This is a genomic window from Sulfitobacter mediterraneus, assembly GCF_016801775.1.
Taxonomy (GTDB): Bacteria; Pseudomonadota; Alphaproteobacteria; order Rhodobacterales; family Rhodobacteraceae; genus Sulfitobacter; species Sulfitobacter mediterraneus_A.
The window spans coordinates 301,545-318,513 of record NZ_CP069004.1; the positions used below are offsets into that span (position 1 = coordinate 301,545).

At 59.6% G+C, this 16,969-nt stretch carries 15 protein-coding genes; 7 read left to right on the forward strand and 8 right to left on the reverse strand.

What is annotated here, in order from left to right; genetic code table 11:
• Window positions 1-82: 82 nt before the first annotated feature.
• Genes JNX03_RS01415 through JNX03_RS01435 form a run of 5 tightly spaced genes read right to left on the reverse strand, consistent with a single transcriptional unit; the run spans window position 83 to window position 5,867 of the window.
• Window positions 83-1,903, reverse strand: coding sequence for a M3 family oligoendopeptidase (locus tag JNX03_RS01415; protein WP_203210700.1), 1,821 nt, complete (start codon window positions 1,901-1,903; stop codon window positions 83-85).
• 59 nt (window positions 1,904-1,962) lie between these two features.
• Window positions 1,963-3,561, reverse strand: a complete 1,599-nt coding sequence (locus tag JNX03_RS01420; protein ID WP_203210701.1) for an ATP-dependent DNA ligase — start codon at window positions 3,559-3,561, stop codon at window positions 1,963-1,965.
• Window positions 3,558-4,571: a ligase-associated DNA damage response exonuclease gene (locus tag JNX03_RS01425; RefSeq protein ID WP_203210702.1), complete on the reverse strand. Its 1,014-nt coding sequence runs from the start codon at window positions 4,569-4,571 to the stop codon at window positions 3,558-3,560. The genes JNX03_RS01420 and JNX03_RS01425 overlap by 4 nt, the downstream gene beginning before the upstream one ends.
• 58 nt (window positions 4,572-4,629) lie before the next feature.
• Window positions 4,630-5,577, reverse strand: coding sequence for an alpha/beta fold hydrolase (locus tag JNX03_RS01430; RefSeq protein ID WP_203210703.1), 948 nt, complete (start codon window positions 5,575-5,577; stop codon window positions 4,630-4,632).
• Entirely contained in the window at window positions 5,577-5,867 is a 291-nt protein-coding gene (locus tag JNX03_RS01435; RefSeq protein ID WP_203210704.1) for an SCP2 sterol-binding domain-containing protein, read from the reverse strand. Before JNX03_RS01435 ends, JNX03_RS01430 begins: the two co-directional genes overlap by 1 nt.
• A 75-nt stretch (window positions 5,868-5,942) precedes the next feature.
• Between JNX03_RS01435 and JNX03_RS01440 the strand changes: the two genes are divergently transcribed.
• From JNX03_RS01440 to JNX03_RS01460, 5 genes are all read left to right on the forward strand, one after another.
• On the forward strand, window positions 5,943-6,500 hold the full coding sequence (locus JNX03_RS01440) for a tetratricopeptide repeat protein (protein WP_203210705.1): 558 nt from the start codon (window positions 5,943-5,945) through the stop codon (window positions 6,498-6,500).
• An 87-nt stretch (window positions 6,501-6,587) separates the two neighbouring features.
• Window positions 6,588-9,446, forward strand: a complete 2,859-nt coding sequence (locus tag JNX03_RS01445) for a helicase-related protein (protein WP_238936654.1) — start codon at window positions 6,588-6,590, stop codon at window positions 9,444-9,446.
• A complete protein-coding gene (locus JNX03_RS01450) occupies window positions 9,447-9,833 on the forward strand; it encodes an RNA-binding S4 domain-containing protein (RefSeq protein ID WP_203198694.1) in 387 nt (128 codons plus the stop codon).
• Window positions 9,834-9,885: 52 nt separating this feature from the next.
• Window positions 9,886-10,224, forward strand: a complete 339-nt coding sequence (fdxA, locus tag JNX03_RS01455; protein ID WP_203210707.1) for a ferredoxin FdxA — start codon at window positions 9,886-9,888, stop codon at window positions 10,222-10,224.
• 309 nt (window positions 10,225-10,533) lie between these two features.
• Window positions 10,534-11,046, forward strand: a complete 513-nt coding sequence (locus JNX03_RS01460) for a CarD family transcriptional regulator (protein ID WP_025046802.1) — start codon at window positions 10,534-10,536, stop codon at window positions 11,044-11,046.
• Window positions 11,047-11,097: 51 nt separating this feature from the next.
• Here the strand turns inward: JNX03_RS01460 and cobS are convergent, their stop codons facing one another.
• Window positions 11,098-11,889, reverse strand: a complete 792-nt coding sequence (gene cobS / locus JNX03_RS01465) for an adenosylcobinamide-GDP ribazoletransferase (protein WP_203210708.1) — start codon at window positions 11,887-11,889, stop codon at window positions 11,098-11,100.
• 82 nt (window positions 11,890-11,971) lie between these two features.
• Here cobS and cobT point away from each other — a divergent pair, with 82 nt between their 5' ends.
• Window positions 11,972-12,985, forward strand: coding sequence for a nicotinate-nucleotide--dimethylbenzimidazole phosphoribosyltransferase (gene cobT, locus JNX03_RS01470; protein WP_203210709.1), 1,014 nt, complete (start codon window positions 11,972-11,974; stop codon window positions 12,983-12,985).
• A gap of 349 nt (window positions 12,986-13,334) precedes the next feature.
• On the opposite strand, the gene JNX03_RS01475 is transcribed toward cobT, so the two are convergent.
• Window positions 13,335-15,245, reverse strand: a complete 1,911-nt coding sequence (locus JNX03_RS01475; protein ID WP_203210710.1) for a cation:proton antiporter — start codon at window positions 15,243-15,245, stop codon at window positions 13,335-13,337.
• Between the two features lie 19 nt (window positions 15,246-15,264).
• Window positions 15,265-15,723, reverse strand: coding sequence for an Lrp/AsnC family transcriptional regulator (locus JNX03_RS01480; RefSeq protein WP_203210711.1), 459 nt, complete (start codon window positions 15,721-15,723; stop codon window positions 15,265-15,267).
• Window positions 15,724-15,864: 141 nt separating this feature from the next.
• Here JNX03_RS01480 and hppD point away from each other — a divergent pair, with 141 nt between their 5' ends.
• Window positions 15,865-16,959: a 4-hydroxyphenylpyruvate dioxygenase gene (gene hppD / locus JNX03_RS01485; RefSeq protein WP_203210712.1), complete on the forward strand. Its 1,095-nt coding sequence runs from the start codon at window positions 15,865-15,867 to the stop codon at window positions 16,957-16,959.
• The last annotated feature ends 10 nt before the right edge of the window (window positions 16,960-16,969 follow it).

The window sequence follows — 16,969 nt, forward strand, 5'->3', positions numbered from 1 at the left end:
TGTCTGTCTTTCCTCCGGCTGTCGCTCGCTTGGCAAAGGTGGCGCGGCGGTTATCAGTTGGTGCCGCGCCGTTGAAAAAGGATCACTCCTCCATCGCCTCCAGCTCATCAATAAAGCCCGAGATCATCGACAAGCCTTTATCCCAGAACGCCGGGTCCGAGGCATCAAGGCCAAAGGGCGCCAGCAGCTCTTTGTGGTGTTTGGAGCCGCCCGCTTTGAGCATATCGAAGTATTTCTCTTCAAAGCCCGCCTCACCCTCGGCGTAAACCGCATAAAGTGCGTTCACCAAACCGTCGCCAAAGGCATAGGCGTAGACATAAAACGGCGAATGCACAAAATGCGGGATGTAGGACCAGAAGGTCTCATAGCCATCCATGAATTCAAAGGCAGGCCCAAGCGATTCCGCCTGCACCGACATCCAAAGCGCGTTGATGTCATCGGGCGTCAGCTCTCCGCCCCGGCGGGCCTCGTGCAACTTGCATTCAAAGTCGTAGAACGCGATCTGCCGCACCACGGTGTTGATCATGTCTTCGACCTTGCCGGCCAGCAGAACCCGGCGCTCGTCCTTGGTCTTGGCCCCGTCCAGCATCTTGCGGAAGGTCAGCATCTCGCCAAACACACTGGCGGTTTCGGCCAGCGTCAGCGGGGTGGAAGACAACATTTCACCTTGTCCCGCCGCCAGAACCTGATGCACGCCGTGGCCCAATTCATGCGCCAGGGTCATCACATCACGCGGTTTGCCCAGATAATTCAGCATCACGTAAGGATGCACATCCGTTACCGTAGGATGCGCAAAGGCACCGGGCGCCTTGCCCGGTTTCACCGCCGCGTCGATCCAGCCTTTGGTAAAGAACGGCTCGGCCAGCTCTCCCATACGTGGATCAAAGGCGGTGTAGGCATCCATGACGGTCTTTTGCGCCGTGTCCCAATCCACCACGCGCGGATCTTCCATCGGCAGGGGCGCGTTGCGGTCCCAGACCTGCATCACGTCCAGACCCAGCCATTTGCGTTTCAGCTCATAATAGCGGTGGCTCAGCTTGGGATAGGCCTGCACAACCGCATTGCGCAGCGCCTCGACCACCTCGGGCTCCACCTGATTGCTCAGATGCCGGCCGGTCTGCGGGGTTTCCATGCCGCGCCAGCGGTCGATGATTTCTTTTTCCTTGGTCTGGGTGTTGTGCACCCGCGCAAAGGTTTTGACATTCGCGCCCAGAACATCTGCCAGCTCATGCGAGGCGGCCTCACGCTTTTCGCGGTCCGGATCGGTGAGCAGGTTCAAAGTGCCTTCGATATTCAACGGCTCACCAAGCACATTAAATTCAAGCCCGGCGATGGTTTCGTCGAACATCCGTTCCCATGCATCCCCCACAACCCCCAGATCGTGCAGGAATTTTTCAAGCTCATCAGACAATTGATAGGGCTTCATCGCCCGGATGCGGTCAAACACCGGCTTGTAACGGGCCAGATCCGCGTTCTGCGCTAACAGCCCGTCCAGATGGTTGTCTTCCAGCCGGTTCAGTTCCAACGTGAAGAACACCAGCGGAGTGGTGAAATTGGTGATCTTCTCCTGGCAGTCAGACATAAATTTTGCCCGGCCCGCATCGGTGGTCAGCTGGTAATAGCGCAGCCCGGCAAAGGACATGATGCGCCCGGCGATCATATTGATCCGTTCATTGCGCAGCACACAATCCAGCAAACCTGCCGCGTCCAGATCGGCCAATTTGCCTTCGTAATCCGCGGCAAAGCTGGCACAGGCCTGCTCCAACCAGTCGAGATCGCGTTTGAGTTCCGGTGCATCCTCGCCGGTGTAAAGATCGCTCAGATCCCATTCGGGCAGATCGCCAAAGGGGCTGTTGCCTCCGGCGGCATTGGCATCACGAACAGGAAAGGGCAGCTGAAACATATTGGACCTCATTTGGTGTTTGGGAATACCTATGCGCGAGGGGCAGGGGGAACAACCTTTTACCCGTATATGCGCAGCATTTCGTTTAGATCATCCAGCGTATTGGCCTCTTGCAGGGGCTTGTCCTGACGCCAGCGTTTCATACGCGGGAACCGCAAGGCGACGCCGGATTTGTGGCGCGGACTGGCCTGGATCCCTTCAAAGGCAATTTCAAACACATGCTGCGGCGTGACCTGCCGCACCGGACCGAACCGTTGCAGGGTGTTTTTTCGCACCCAAGCGGTGATTTGCCGGAACTCTGCGTCCGTCAGGCCGGAATAGGCCTTGGTGAAGGGCACCAGATCATTGCCGTTCCAGACCGCAAAGGTGAAATCAGTAAACAGGTTGGCCCGTCGCCCTGATCCGGCCTGCGCATAGATCATCACCGCATCGATGGTCAGCGGCTCTAGCTTCCATTTCCACCAATCGCCCTTTTTGCGACCTGCCAGATAGGGGCTGTCTGCGCGTTTGAGCATGAGACCCTCGGCATGGGCCTCCCGTGCGCCGCTGCGCAAGGCGGCCAGATCATCCCATGTGTCAAACGTCAGTTGCGGCGACAGGCGCACCGGCGCATCGTCGGGCAGGGCGGATGTGGCCTGTTCCAGAAGGCCGCGCCGCCGGGAAAAGGGGCGATCGCGTACATCGGCACCTTCCCATTCGAGCAGGTCATAGGCATGCAGCACCACGGGTGCCTCCGCCAGCAGCTTTTTCGGCACGGTTTTGCGCCCGATCCGTTTCTGTAACGCGTTGAAAGAGGAAGGTTTTTCAGCGCCCTCTTGCCAGACCAGCAACTCCCCGTCCAGCACCGTTCCGGGCGGCAGGTGATCAATGGCGCGGGCGAGTTCGGGAAAGCGATCCGTCATCAGCTCCTCGCCCCGTGACCACACGAAATAGTTGCCATCGCGCAGGATCAATTGCCCGCGAATGCCGTCCCATTTCCATTCGGCCCGCCAGTTCGCAGGATCATCCAAGGCTTCTGGTCCGTCTTCCAGCGCATAGGCCAGATAAAACGGATAGGGTCGGGAGGCATCCGCGCTGGCGTCTTCGGCTTCGATCAGACTGTGCCAGCTTACCTCGTCGGGGTGCCAGTTGCCCATCAACCTGTGCGCCAATTCCGCCTCGGGCTTGCCGGTGGCTCTGGCCAGCGCGCGGGTCATCAGTTTTTGACTTATCCCCACCCTGAAACCGCCTGTGAGTAACTTGTTGAACAGGAATCGCTCCGCCCCGCCAAGCCGTTGCCAGGCCTCCAGCACAAAGGTCTTGCGCTGGGAATCGTCCACATCCGCAAGCCCCCGCAAGGCATTGATCCAGAACGTCAAAGATCGGTTGTCCACAGAAGGGTTCGGCGGCAAGATAAGGGCAATTGTTTCTGCCAGATCGCCAACAACGCTATAGCTTTCTTCAAACAGCCACAGTGGCAGCTCTGCGATCTCGGCCGCCCATTCACGCAGGCGGGTGGTGGTCACGGCCCGCTTGGGCCGACGGCCGGAAAACAGCGCAACGGTCCACAAACGGTCCTCTTCGGGAGCCTCGCCGAAATAATCGGCCAGTGCGGCCACTTTCACCGTGGTTTTGGTGCTTTGGTCAATGGCGGCAAAGAGTTTCGCAAATTCCTTCATGCGGCATCTCCGCTGTCCAAACTTTCCCCCTCGAACTGGGTGGGGACAACTTGAGCCTTCCAGCCCTTGTCATTCAAAAACCGCGTGAAGACATCAGTGTAACCATGTGTAACGTAAATATTTTCCGCACCTGTTTCGCGGATTGCACAAATCAAACCTTGCCAGTCTGCATGGTCGGAAATGACAAATCCGCGGTCTCCCGCACGGCGCCTGCGCACGCCGCGCAATGCCATCCAGCCTGAGGCAAACGCGCTTTCCGAGGGGCCGAATTTACGCGCCCATTGACTGCCCAACGCGGAGGGCGGCGACAGAACCAAAGCGCCAGGGTGGCCCTTGGGTGCAATGTCGGGTCCGGCCAGCACCGTTTCGGGCAGTCCGTATCCTTGGCCGCGCAACACCGCATTGGTGTTTTCCACCGCCGTGTGGGTGAGGATCGGGCCAATCTCTGGGTTCAACATCGACAAGAGCCGCTGTGCCTTGCCCAAGGCATAGGCGCCCAGAAACGCGGTTTTACCCTGTGCGGCGCAGCCTGCCCACCATGTGTTGATCTCATCCGCCACCCGCGCTTGTGGTTGCCAGTTGAACACTGGCAGGCCAAAGGTGCTTTCGGTGATGAAATGGTGGCACTTGATCGGCTCGAAGGCTTCGGAAAACCCATCATCAATGATTTTGTAATCGCCAGAGGCGACAAAGACCTCACCGGCAACCTCAACCCGGATCTGCGCCGAACCCGGCACATGTCCGGCAGGGTGAAATGACACATCTGCCCCGCCAATGCGCCTGACCTCACCATAGGCGATGCCTTCGGCGTTGATCTCGCCCAAGCGGTGACGCATCACCGGCAGGGCGGCATGGGTGGCAAGGTAGCTGCCCATGCCCGATCTTGCATGATCGGCATGGCCATGGGTGATCAGGGCCCGCGCCACGGGCCGCCACGGGTCGATATAGAAATCGCCCGCAGGGCAATAAATGCCCTTGTCGGTAAAGATCAGCACGCCGGTTTGTGTCATGCATCCAATCTAGGCGGGCATGCCGAAAGGAACAGACCCGCAAGCGATTTTTGCACGTTTAGCTGGTGACGGTGTCCAGAAACAGCTTGGCCATATCGTCCATAATGGGGGTACGCATGGCACGGCTTTCCATCAAAACTTCATGTTCGCCGCCCTCGACGATCTCAAGGCGGCCACCCTTCCATGTTTCCATCCGTTGATGAATGCGGCCGGTTTCAACAATGCGTTCGTTGCTGCCAAGCCAGCTGACGGCGGGCAAATTGGGCGCGGATCGCCCCGCCAGATGCTGGGTTTCGGCCAGCGCCTCGCGCAACCAGATAAAGCTGGGCGCACCAAGGGCCAGCTCGGGATGCGCGGCCAGTTGATCGCGCATCATGTCGTACATTTCGCTGTCCGTGGTCAGCATGTTGTCCTCAAAGGGTTGCACCGTCACGTAAGGATCGATCTTGGTGCCGGGCGGCAAGCTTAACCCCTTGCCGAGGGCGGGCATCACCCGGGCCATCATGCCAGCCACCGCCCGAAGATGTGGCGCAATAAATACGCCCCACATCGGGCCGGTGAATGCCGCCGCCTTGACCGGCAGCCCTTCCATCACGGCCCGCAGGCCAATGCAGCCACCCATCGAATGCGCCAGCAGGAAATAGGGCCGGGGCAAAGCCAGCTCACGGGCCGCCCTCAACATGGCCGAGACGTCTTTTTGATAATCGGAAAAGGCATCCACATGGCCGATGCGCGGATCATCACACAAACGTTCCGCCAAACCCTGACCGCGCCAGTCAATGGCGATGGTGGCCAGCCCGCGATCCGCCAGATCCTGTGCAATCACCCCATATTTTTCGATATATTCGGTACGTCCGGGAAACAGCAGCACCGTGCCCTTGGCCCCGGACAAAGGCCAGTGGCCCACACGAATACGTTTTCCATCAGACGTTTGCGCCCAATGGGCCTGCCCCCCCTCTGGTCCGGGGTACACATCGGTAAAAAAGGGGGCAGGGGCAAGTTCCATCAAGACAGAACAGAGGCCAGTTTCATCGCCATACCCATGTCGCCGTCAACCTTCAGCTTGCCGGTCATGAAAGCAGACGTAGGGTTGGTGTCGCCCTCAAGAATGCCGCGAAAGGTCTCTGCGTCCGCACTCAATGTCACATCCGCGTCTTCATCGGCAGCCCGTGCACCGGAGCCGTCGATCATCACTGCGCCTTCGCCTTCGATGTCGAACTTTGCCGTGCCGTCAAAATCGGCATCTGCCATCTTTGCATTCAGTGCGGTTACCGCTTCGTTCACAATATCGCTCATTTTGGGCCCTTTTTGCCTAATTGGTCACCGTCACGTCTGGAATTGCGGCGGCAGCCTGTTACATTCACTCTTGTTATGCGCAACAGACCCGTCAACCTCAAACATACCGTTGCGGCAATTGGGCCGTTGCTGTTGCTGTCCGGCATGGCTTTGGCCGATGTGCCGCCGCCAGAACTGTTCGACAAGCTGCGCGAGGCCGAACCTGCGGAGGCTAAGCGGATCGAAGGCGAAGTGACGCGGATCTGGTCGCGCTCCGGCTCTGCTTCGATGGATCTGCTGCTCAAACGGGGACGTGAGGCGATGGAGGCAGGCGACAACCGGCTGGCTATCGAACATCTCACCGCGCTGACCGACCACGCTCCTGACTTTGCCGAAGGGTTCCACGCTCGCGCCCGTGCCTATTTCCGCAGCGATCTTTATGGGCCGGCGCTCGCCGATCTGGAACGCGCATTGGCGCTCGATCCGCAGCATTACGAGGCAATTTTTGGCTTCGCCGTGATGGTGCAGGAATTTGGAGATCTGCGCCGCGCGGCGGAATTGTACCGCCGTGTCTTGGCAATTCACCCCAATCATGAAAATGCACAAACCGCGCTGTCCCGTCTGAAACGGGACGGTATCGGGCGCGAACTCTGAACGGGGAACAACGTGGCAAGGAATGGACGTGTCGTGGCCGTATTGGGCCCGACCAACACTGGCAAGACAACCTATGCCATTGAGCGGATGCTGGGCCATCGGACCGGGATCATCGGCCTGCCCCTGCGGCTCTTGGCGCGTGAGGTCTATGACCGGATCGTTGCCCTGCGCGGCCCCTCTGTCGTGGCGCTGGTCACGGGCGAGGAACGCATCGTGCCGCCGCGCACCCAATACTGGGTCTGCACGGTCGAGGCGATGCCCGAAGGGATGGGCGCGGATTTTGTTGCCATCGACGAGATCCAGCTTTGCGCCGATCCCGAGCGCGGGCATGTGTTCACCGACCGGTTGCTGCGGTCGCGCGGCCTGCATGAGACGCTGTTTCTGGGGGCTGATACGATGCGCGGCACCATCGCGTCATTGGTGCCCGAATCCGAATTTATCCGCCGCGAGCGGATGTCAGAGCTGGTCTATGCCGGTCAGAAGAAGATCAGCCGCATGCGCCCCCGCTCTGCCATTGTCGGATTTTCCGTAGAAAACGTCTACGCCATCGCGGAACTGATCCGCCGGCAAAAGGGCGGCGCGGCGGTGGTCATGGGCGCCCTCAGCCCGCGCACCCGCAACGCGCAGGTAGACATGTACCAGAACGGCGAGGTTGATTACCTCGTTGCGACAGATGCCATCGGCATGGGGCTCAACCTCGATGTGGATCACGTGGCCTTCTCCGCGCTGGCCAAGTTTGACGGACGCCGCATGCGCCCCTTGGCCCCCAATGAGCTGGCGCAGATCGCTGGCCGGGCCGGGCGCGGCTTCAAAAGCGGAACATTTGGCGTCACCGGCGATGCGCGGCCCCTGGATGACAGTGTGGCGCGGGCGATCATGGATCATTCGTTCACGCCGCAAAACAAGATCAACTGGCGCAATCCGGCGCTGCAATTTGGCTCCATCGACCGATTGATCCAGACACTTGAGGCACCGCCGGACCACGAACGATTGGTCAAGGCGCGTGAAGCGGACGACCTTCGGGCGCTCAAGGTGCTGGGGCAGGTGGATGAGGTTTTTGCCCGCTGCACCGATGGTCCATCGGTGAAATTGCTCTGGGATGTGTGCCGCATTCCCGATTTTCGCGGCATCAGCCATGCCGAACACGCAAATTTGCTGGAGATCATTTTCAACGATCTGCATCAGCGTGGTACAATCCCCGATGACTGGCTTGCCCGGCAAATCAAGCGCATTGATCGAACCGACGGGGACATTGATGCGTTGTCCAAGCGATTGGCATTTATCCGCACATGGACCTATGTCGCTCAACGTAAGGGCTGGACCAAAGACGAAAGCCATTGGCGCGGGGCCACTCGTGTCGTAGAAGACCGCTTGTCAGATGCGCTGCACGAACGTCTGACCCAAAGATTTGTAGACCGGCGCACATCCGTGCTTTTGCGCCGGCTAGGACAGAAGGAAGCCATGGTGGCCGATGTAAACGAGACCGGTGAAGTCACCGTTGAAGGTGAATACGTAGGCAAGCTGGACGGATTCCGTTTCCGCGCAGACAAGGGCGCTGGCGGGGCCGAAGAGAAAACCATCAAAGCGGCTGCATTGCAGGCGCTGGCACCCCAGTTCCATCTGCGGGCGGATCGGTTTTATAACGCGCCGGACACCGAGATTGATTTCACCGAACAGGGCGGCCTGATGTGGGGCAACTCTGCGGTTGGTAAATTGGTGGCAGGCTCTGATGCGCTTAAGCCGCAGGTCGAGGTTTTTGTGGATGATGTGGCCGGGCCGGAAGTCGCCCAAAAGGTGCAGCGCCGCTTGCAGCATTTCATTGATCGCAAAGTCGCGGCCCTGTTTGAACCGCTGCTGAACCTGTCCAAAGACGAAGCGTTGACGGGGCTTGCTCGCGGCTTTGCCTTCCAGATGGTCGAGAACTTTGGCCTGCTGCCGCGTGCGCAGGTGGCCGATGACGTCAAAGCGCTGGATCAGGACGCCCGCGGCGCGTTGCGCAAGCACGGCATCCGGTTTGGGCAATTCACGATCTTTATGCCGCTTTTGCTGAAGCCCGCACCTACGCGCCTGCGTCTGGTGCTGTGGTCGCTGTCCAAAGGTCTGGCCGAATTCCCGGAAAGCCCGCCTCCCGGTCTGGTCACGATCCCTGTTGAAAAAGACGCGCCCGAAGGGGCCGACACGATGTCCGGCTACCGCAACGCAGGCAGCCGCGCGATCCGCATCGACATGCTGGAACGCCTGGCTGACATGCTGCGGGCAGAGGATTCGCGCGGCGGGTTCGAGGCCAAGGCAGATATGCTGTCGATCACGGGTATGACGCTGGAACAATTCTCGGAGCTGATGCAGGGTCTCGGCTACAAGGCCGAAAAAGGTGAACGGGTGAAGGTCAAGGCGGTGGATGCCGTTGTGCCCAAAGACGGGGCAGGTACGGCAGACGCGGGCGACACGCCGGTTATGGATGTGGCCGCAGATGTCCCCGAAGGCGGCGTAACCGAGGTTGCAGAGACGCCAACACCGGCAGACACACCGGCTGAGCTTGCCGATATTCCGGATGCAGGCGTTGCACCTGTTGCGGCCGAAGCGGCGGAAACGCCTGCGGTTGCCGATGGGATCCCCGCCCAATCCGAAGGGGAGGTGCCGCAAGGCACTGCCGCCGATGCGGCCATTGCAGACACCGAGATGGAGACCTTCTATACCTTCACTTGGGGCCGCGCCCCACGCGGGCAGCAAAACGCCCGCCGCGGTGGTGGTGAGCGCCCGCAGGGCAAAGGCGGCAAAGGCCGCCCGCAAGGCCAAGGCAAAGGTCGCGGCAAAGGTGGCCCGCGCGGCGACAAGGGTGGCGACAAAGCCAAGAGTTTCTCGGCGCGTCCGCCCCGCAAGGAAAAGCCCATCGATCCGGACAACCCCTTTGCCGCCGCCCTCATGGGGCTCAAGGACAAGACCTAAGTGGCAGAACCGGGCGCAAAACTGCGCGTGGACAAATGGCTGTGGCATGCGCGATTTTTCAAAACCAGATCGCTTGCCGCAGCCCGCGTACAGGCGGGTACTGTGCGCATCAATGGAGACATCACCCAGAAACGTGCCAGCACCATCAGCCCCGGTGATGTGCTGACCTTTGCACAGGGCGATCATATCCGCGTGATCCAGATCGATGCGCTTGGCACCCGCCGGGGACCGGCGCCCGAAGCACAGGCGCTTTACACCGATTTGTCCCCGCCAGAGCCGCGTTCAAAGGACAAACCCCCCGAGAATCCCGCCTTTGAGGGAAAAGGCCGCCCGACCAAACGTGACCGGCGGCAGCTTGATCTTTCTAAATCGCGCCATCTTGAATGATCGGGCACTCTGGAATAGCTAGTCCACAAACAAATCGGATGAAGATCATCACATGACCTATATCGTCAACGACGCCTGCATCGCCTGCAAATACACCGATTGCGTGGAAGTTTGCCCAGTGGATTGTTTCTACGAGGGGGAAAACATGTTGGTGATTCACCCCGATGAATGCATCGATTGCGGCGTCTGTGAGCCTGAATGCCCGGCCGATGCAATCCGCCCCGACACGGAGCCGGATATGGAAAAATGGGTCGAGTTCAATCGCAAGTATTCCGAAATGTGGCCGGTGATCATCACCAAGAAAGACCCGCTGCCCGAAGCGGAAGAGCGTGACGGCGAATCCGGCAAATTGGAAAAGTACTTTTCCGAAGCGCCGGGCGAGGGTGGCTGATTCGGCCTTTGATTCGCGTGATACGTGAAGAAAATGCTGCAAATTACTGAGAAATATCCGTTTTCTCGTTGTTTCCGTAGGGGCAGCTTTCGGTGGGCCGGTTTTTGTGGTATAGTTATCCAAAGCTGAAACTGACGGTCGAACTCTACGGACATACGTGTGACACAACCAAGCTGCCAAGGTTGACACCCACATCCTAAGAATAACGCAACCGGACGCGGGCCAAGGGGCCGCCGCCCGCCTGTGTTTTTGACGTCTTTCAGCCCATGAATTCAACTGCGGGTCCGCCCGCGCCACAGGAGCCACTACATGACCAAATCGAAAAAGCTTGATTTCCGCCCCAATGAGTTTGTCGTCTATCCCGCGCATGGCGTTGGGCAGGTTGTCTCCATTGAAGAGCAGGAAGTCGCCGGCATCACGCTGGAGCTGTTTGTGATTGCGTTTGAGAAAGACAAGATGACTTTGCGGGTGCCAACGCACAAGGCAACCGAGATCGGCATGCGCGCGCTCAGCTCGCCGGATGTGATCACCCACGCGATGAAGACCCTCAAGGGCAAGGCCAAGGTCAAACGCGCCATGTGGTCGCGCCGCGCACAGGAATATGAGCAAAAGATCAACTCCGGTGATCTGATTGCCATCGCCGAAGTGGTGCGTGACCTGCACCGCACCGATGACCAGCGTGAGCAAAGCTATTCCGAGCGTCAGTTGTACGAAGCCGCCCTCGAGCGGCTGACCCGCGAAGTCGCTGCTGTTGGCGGTGGTGACGAACTGGCTGCTGCGAAACAGGTTGGTGACGTTCTGGAAAGCCGCGTCGCAGCCTAAGCTTTTGAAAAATCAGACCAAACGCCGCGCCTTTGGTGCGGCGTTTTGCGTTTAGGGGCTGTGTGCGGCGATCAGGCACAGCCAGACGCCAACCTCTGTCATCTGCTGAGTGGCGCCCAACACATCGCCGGTCTGTCCGCCGATCTTGGATTTTGCCAGCCTGCCAAGGCCCAGCAGGATCGCCGCTGTTGTCATCAAAATCCAAAGAAACGAACCCCCCGGGAGACACAGTGCCGCCACAAGGCCTAGCGCCCCTGCGGCCAGTGTGGCTGTCCCGCTTGGCCGCCCGGTTTGGCCCGAAAGCCCGCCTTTGCGGGCCAGCGGCAGTTGGTACATCACCGCCACCATCGCCCCGCGCGAAAGAACCGCAGCGCCAATCAACGCGGGCCATAAAACGCCCTGTTCAATCACCAGACTGATCGCCGCCCACCGCAGCAGCAGGGACAGCACCAGTGCAATCACACCGTAGCTGCCGATCTGGCTGTCTTTCATGATCTCCAGACGCCGCTCGCGGGTCCAGCCGCCCCAGAACCCGTCGGCGCAATCGGCCAAACCATCCTCATGCATCGCCCCCGTTGTGACGATCAGAGCCAGCAAGACCAGCACGGCCTGCGCCATCGGCGGCAGGCCAAACCATTGGCCAATCCCGCCAATGAGGGCCGCAATCACCGCAATCACCACGCCGACCAGAGGATAGGCCCAGGCCGCATGCGCCGCGGGACGTGTTGAGCTGGCGTCACAAGCCGGATAGGGCAGCGGCAGACGGGTCAACAAACCCAGCGCCACGGTCAGATCTGAACGCCGAAACGTTGCTCCAAACCCTTTGATGTCGCTATCATCCATTATTTTGCCCCTCCCGCACTTTCGGCCCGGCCCTGCCGCAGCTAGACATGGGCGCAGTTCAATTTGCAAGCCGAGCGTGCCCATGTCCCAGTCTTTCGCAACCCTGCCTGAATTCCGCGCCCTTCTGGCCGCGCAACATGTTGTTGACGAGGCCGCCGCAGCAGCGGCACAGGATCACAACATGCAGCTGACCAAGCCCCCCGGTGCCTTGGGGCGGCTAGAGGATCTGGCAATCTGGTATCGCGGTTGGCGCGGCGGCGATCGGGCCGAGATTTCCGCGCCGCAGGTGATCGTCTTTGCGGGCAACCATGGCGTCGCCGCGCGGGGTGTCTCGGCCTTTCCGGCGGAAGTCACCGAACAGATGGTGCTGAATTTTCAGCATGGCGGCGCCGCGATCAACCAGATTGCCCGCGCAAACGGGGCCAAGCTGGATGTGGTGGCCTTGGATCTGGACAATCCGACACAGGATTTCACCCAAGGCCCCGCAATGTCGGAGGAGGATCTGGTGGCTGCGCTCAAGGCGGGCTGGGATCAGGTAGATGAAACCGCCGATCTGCTGGTGGTGGGCGAGATGGGCATCGCCAACACCACATCGGCGGCGGCGCTGTCATGTGCCTTGCTTGGCGGAGAGGCCGGTGACTGGGCCGGTCGCGGCACCGGCGTCGATGATGCAGGGCTGGCGCTGAAAACCACCGTGGTTGCCGAAGGTGTGGCGCTGCATGGCGGGCAGGGCGACGGGCTTGAGACCTTGCGCCGCTTGGGCGGGCGTGAACTGGCCGGAATGGCAGGCGCGATGGCGCGGGCCCGTGCCCTGCGCATTCCGGTGATCCTCGACGGCTTCATCTGCTGCGCAGCGGCGCTGTGCCTTGAGCAGACGCAAAAAGGCGCGCTGGATCACGCAGTGGCTGGCCATCAAAGCGCCGAGGGCGGCCATGCCCGCCTGCTGGAGGCCTTGGGCAAAGACCCCCTGCTGCAACTGGGCCTGCGCCTTGGCGAGGCTTCCGGCGGCGCCTTGGCGATTGCGGTGATGAAGGGGGCAATGGCATGTCATGCGGGCATGGCGACATTTGCCCAAGCGGGCGTCAGCGACGGCTAGGGCTGGATCTTCTGGCAATGGCACATTTTTTGCGGTGCGTTGGACGGGTCATGCTTATCCTAGGGCTGGGGCAATGTCGGCTCGGTGGACTTTGTTGCCCATAAAGTGCCACCGCGCCCGAACCGAGGGGCAGGAAGCAAAGCGCCCGCCCCGTCAAACCGTAGGTTTGCCTTCGGCAAAACGGGGCGGTTCGGGCGCTGCCAAATCGGTGATTTGGCAAATCGTGCTCCGTTTCTAAGGGCATTTTGGGGCTCCAAGCCAACATCTGGCAATTCCAGTCAGCCGTTCGATCAACCAGTTCCCGCTCATGGCGCAGCCAAACAATGCCACGCCACTGCCCAAAACCCGCCTAGGCCCGTTTCTGATCCTCCTCATCAACCCGGTTCAGAAACGCGGTTTCCAGATCTTTCTGTAGCTCCTTGGCCCGCTCGACATAGGCCTTGTTCTGCGATGGCTCGACATCGGCCCGCCACAGCGCCGCCAATTCACGCACCGACAGGCGGTCATGGGCATAGAACATGCGCTGCGCCTCTGCCGCCTCGTATTCCGATAGCCCCATGTTTTCGAGCACATAACGCCCCGCCCGCAGCGAGCTGTCGAACATCTCGCGCACGATGTCATTGGCACCGGCCTGATACTGGCGGTAGACATCCGTCCGGTCATGGGCGCGGCTGACGATGTGCAGATCCGGCCGTTGCTTGCGCGCATAGGTGATCAGTTGCAGCGCGGCTTCGGGGCTGTCGAGCGCGACGACAAGAACCCGTGCGTCTTTCAACCCGGCTTTGCGCAGGATGTCGGGGCGGGTGGGATCGCCCAGAAACGCCTTGAACCCGAACCGCCGCATCACGGCGATGGTTTCGGGGTTGTGGTCAAGAACAACGGTTTGAAAGCCACTGGCTTGCAACAGCCGGTTCACGATCTGGCCAAAGCGGCCAATGCCCGCGATGATCACTGGGCCTTCTTCATCAATCTCATCGGGAACGAAGGGGGCAGATTCATCAAAACGGCGGCTGATCATCTCGTGCAGGATAAACAGCAACGGTGTGATCAACATCGACAGGGCAATCACCAACAGCAGGGTTTCCGCGACGCCATTGGGCATCACGCCGGTGGCCACGGAGAAACTGATCAGGACAAAGCCGAATTCACCCGCCTGCGCCAGACCCAGCGCAAACAGCCATTGGTCGCGCCCGCGCAGTTTGAAGGCCCAGCCAAGCGCATAAAGGATCAACCCTTTGACGATGATCACCAGCAGGGCCATGCCCATGATGATCACGAAATCCGCAAACAGCAGCTCAAAATTGATGCCCGCCCCGACGGTGATAAAGAACAGGCCCAAGAGCAGCCCCTTGAAGGGTTCAAGGTCGGTTTCCAGCTCGTGACGGAACTCGGAACTGGCCAAGACCACACCAGCCAGAAATGCGCCAAGGGCAGGGGAGAGCCCCACCAGCATCATCACAAAGGAAATGCCAACCACAATCAACAGCGCCAGCGCTGTATACATCTCGCGCAGCTTGGCAGAATGGATATAGCGGAACACGGGACGGGTAAAAAATACGCCCACTACGATAATGGAAATCACCGCCCCGATGGTCAGCAGGGTCACGCCCCAGCCCGGCAGGCTTTGTACAAAGCTGAACGCGGCGTCGGCGGCTTCTGATCCGCTGTGGCCGCCGTGTTCATGGGCTTTTTCCACCTCTTCCGGGTTCAGCGATATCGATCCGTCCGGCAACAGCCCGCCAATTGTGTCCACCGCCAGGAGCGGCAAAAAGGCAAGGATGGGGATGACCGCGATATCCTGCGTCAGCAGCACCGAAAAGACAGAACGCCCGCCGCTGGTTTGCATCAGGTTCTTTTCCGATAAGGTCTGCAACACAATCGCCGTGGAGGACAGTGCCAGCGTCAGACCAATGGCCAACGCCACATTCCACGCCTGATCATAGGCCATCGCAATACCCATCAGCGCGGCGGTGGACAGTGCCACCTGCAGCCCGCCGAGGCCCAACAATCTGTGCCGCATGTCCCAAAGGGCACGCGGTTCCAGCTCAAGCCCGATGAGGAACAGCATCATCACCACGCCAAACTCGGCGAAGTGTTGCAGATCCTTGGTCTCTGCGCCGACCAGCCCCAGCACCGGACCAATCAGGATGCCCGCCGCCAGATAGCCCAACACAGACCCAAGCCCCAAGCGCGAGGCGATGGGCACCGCAATGACCGCCGCCGCCAGATAGATACTTGCTTGAAACAGGAAACCTTCCATTGTGGTCCTTTCAGGAGGATCAGGTGGGCAAAGGCCCGTCGCGTTTAAGTTGGTCCATCACGATCTGACTGTGCACCCGTGAGACCGCCGGATGGGGCAACAGCACCTCATGGATAAGCCGGTTCAGGCTGGGCAGATCTTCACAATAGACCCGCAAGAGATAGTCCGCATCCCCTGTCATGGTCCAGGCACTCACTATCTCGGGGCGGGTGGCCAGCAATCGGCCAAATGTCGCCGAGTTTTGCGGGCCGTGGGTGTCCAGATGCACCTGAACAAAGCCTTGCACGTTCAGGCCCAGCTTTACCGGATCAAGCCGGGCGGTGTAGCCCTGGATAAATCCTTCCGCCTCCAGCCGTTGCCGCCTCCGTCCGGCCTGCGAGGCAGACAGGTGCAATTGTTCGCCCAGCTCCTGTGCGGTGAGATGGGCGTTCTTTTGCAACGCGGCCAGCAGCCTGGTGTCGGTTTCATCCAAATTCATGCAGGTTTCCCGCGTGTTTTTCCGGTATCATGCGGCATATCCGTAAAAATTGCCAGAAAGAAGCCCATCAATGCGCAGAATTGGCAAGCTCTTGTGCATATCTTCGCTTTAATACCCCTCATGTTAAGAAAAGGTGACACAATGGGCCCTTTCCCTCACGACGCCCCCAAATCAGTGATCTCTGAAGAGAACCCTGCCGGTACCGACGGTTTTGAATTTGTTGAATTCGCCAGCCCCGATCCGCAAGAGCTGCGCGATTCCTTCCTTCGCATGGGTTACACCCATGTCGCCAATCACAAGACCCAGAAGATCGAGCTGTGGCAGCAGGGCGATGTGACCTATATTCTGAACGCTGATCCCGACAGCTTTGCCGCCAAATTTGTGGAAAAGCATGGGCCGTGCGCCCCATCCATGGGCTGGCGCGTTGTCGATGCGCAAAAGGCATTGGCCCATGCGGTGGCCAATGGTGCCGAAGAATACACCGGTCCCGGCAAGGCGCTGGATGTACCTGCGATTATGGGGATCGGCGGCTCGCTGCTGTATTTTGTGGATCAGTATTACGACACCTCGCCCTACAACTGGGAATACGATTGGATCGCCCAGTCCAAGCCGGAGGGTGTGGGGTTTTATTACCTCGATCACCTGACCCATAATGTTTTCAAAGGCAATATGGACGTCTGGTTCAAGTTCTACGGTGATCTGTTCAACTTCAAGGAAATCCGGTTCTTCGACATTCAGGGCAAGTTCACCGGCCTGACCAGCCGCGCGCTGACCTCGCCTTGCGGGCGTATCCGTATCCCGATCAACGAGGACCGTGACGAGAAAGGCCAGATCGTGGCCTATCTCAAAAAATACAACGGCGAAGGCATTCAGCACATCGCGGTGGGTTCGAACAACATTTACGATTCGACCGATGCGATTGCCGAGAACGGCCTGAAGTTCATGCCCGGACCGCCGGATGCCTATTACACGATGAGCAAGGACCGCGTTGCGGGCCATGAAGAACCGCTCGACCGGATGAAGAAACACGGCATCCTGATCGACGGCGAAGGTGTGGTGGACGGCGGCGAAACCCGCATCCTGCTGCAAATTTTCTCGAAAACCATGGTTGGTCCGATCTTCTTTGAGTTCATCGAACGCAAAGGCGACGACGGCTTTGGCGAGGGGAATTTCAAAGCCCTGTTTGAAAGCATCGAGCAAGAGCAGATCGACACGGGCGAGCTTGCAGAAACATAATAAAACCGAG

Coding starts and splice junctions, on each gene's coding strand:
- JNX03_RS01415 (WP_203210700.1), bottom strand. CDS start 1,903: ATGTTTCAGCTGCCCTTTCCTGTTCGTGATGCCAATGCCGCCGGAGGC.
- JNX03_RS01420 (WP_203210701.1), bottom strand. CDS start 3,561: ATGAAGGAATTTGCGAAACTCTTTGCCGCCATTGACCAAAGCACCAAA.
- JNX03_RS01480 (WP_203210711.1), bottom strand. CDS start 15,723: ATGAATTTGGATGAAACCGACACCAGGCTGCTGGCCGCGTTGCAAAAG.
- JNX03_RS01435 (WP_203210704.1), bottom strand. CDS start 5,867: ATGAGCGATATTGTGAACGAAGCGGTAACCGCACTGAATGCAAAGATG.
- JNX03_RS01460 (WP_025046802.1), top strand. CDS start 10,534: ATGACCAAATCGAAAAAGCTTGATTTCCGCCCCAATGAGTTTGTCGTC.
- hppD (WP_203210712.1), top strand. CDS start 15,865: ATGGGCCCTTTCCCTCACGACGCCCCCAAATCAGTGATCTCTGAAGAG.
- cobT (WP_203210709.1), top strand. CDS start 11,972: ATGTCCCAGTCTTTCGCAACCCTGCCTGAATTCCGCGCCCTTCTGGCC.
- JNX03_RS01425 (WP_203210702.1), bottom strand. CDS start 4,571: ATGACACAAACCGGCGTGCTGATCTTTACCGACAAGGGCATTTATTGC.
- fdxA (WP_203210707.1), top strand. CDS start 9,886: ATGACCTATATCGTCAACGACGCCTGCATCGCCTGCAAATACACCGAT.
- JNX03_RS01440 (WP_203210705.1), top strand. CDS start 5,943: ATGCGCAACAGACCCGTCAACCTCAAACATACCGTTGCGGCAATTGGG.
- cobS (WP_203210708.1), bottom strand. CDS start 11,889: ATGGATGATAGCGACATCAAAGGGTTTGGAGCAACGTTTCGGCGTTCA.
- JNX03_RS01475 (WP_203210710.1), bottom strand. CDS start 15,245: ATGGAAGGTTTCCTGTTTCAAGCAAGTATCTATCTGGCGGCGGCGGTC.
- JNX03_RS01430 (WP_203210703.1), bottom strand. CDS start 5,577: ATGGAACTTGCCCCTGCCCCCTTTTTTACCGATGTGTACCCCGGACCA.
- JNX03_RS01445 (WP_238936654.1), top strand. CDS start 6,588: ATGCTGGGCCATCGGACCGGGATCATCGGCCTGCCCCTGCGGCTCTTG.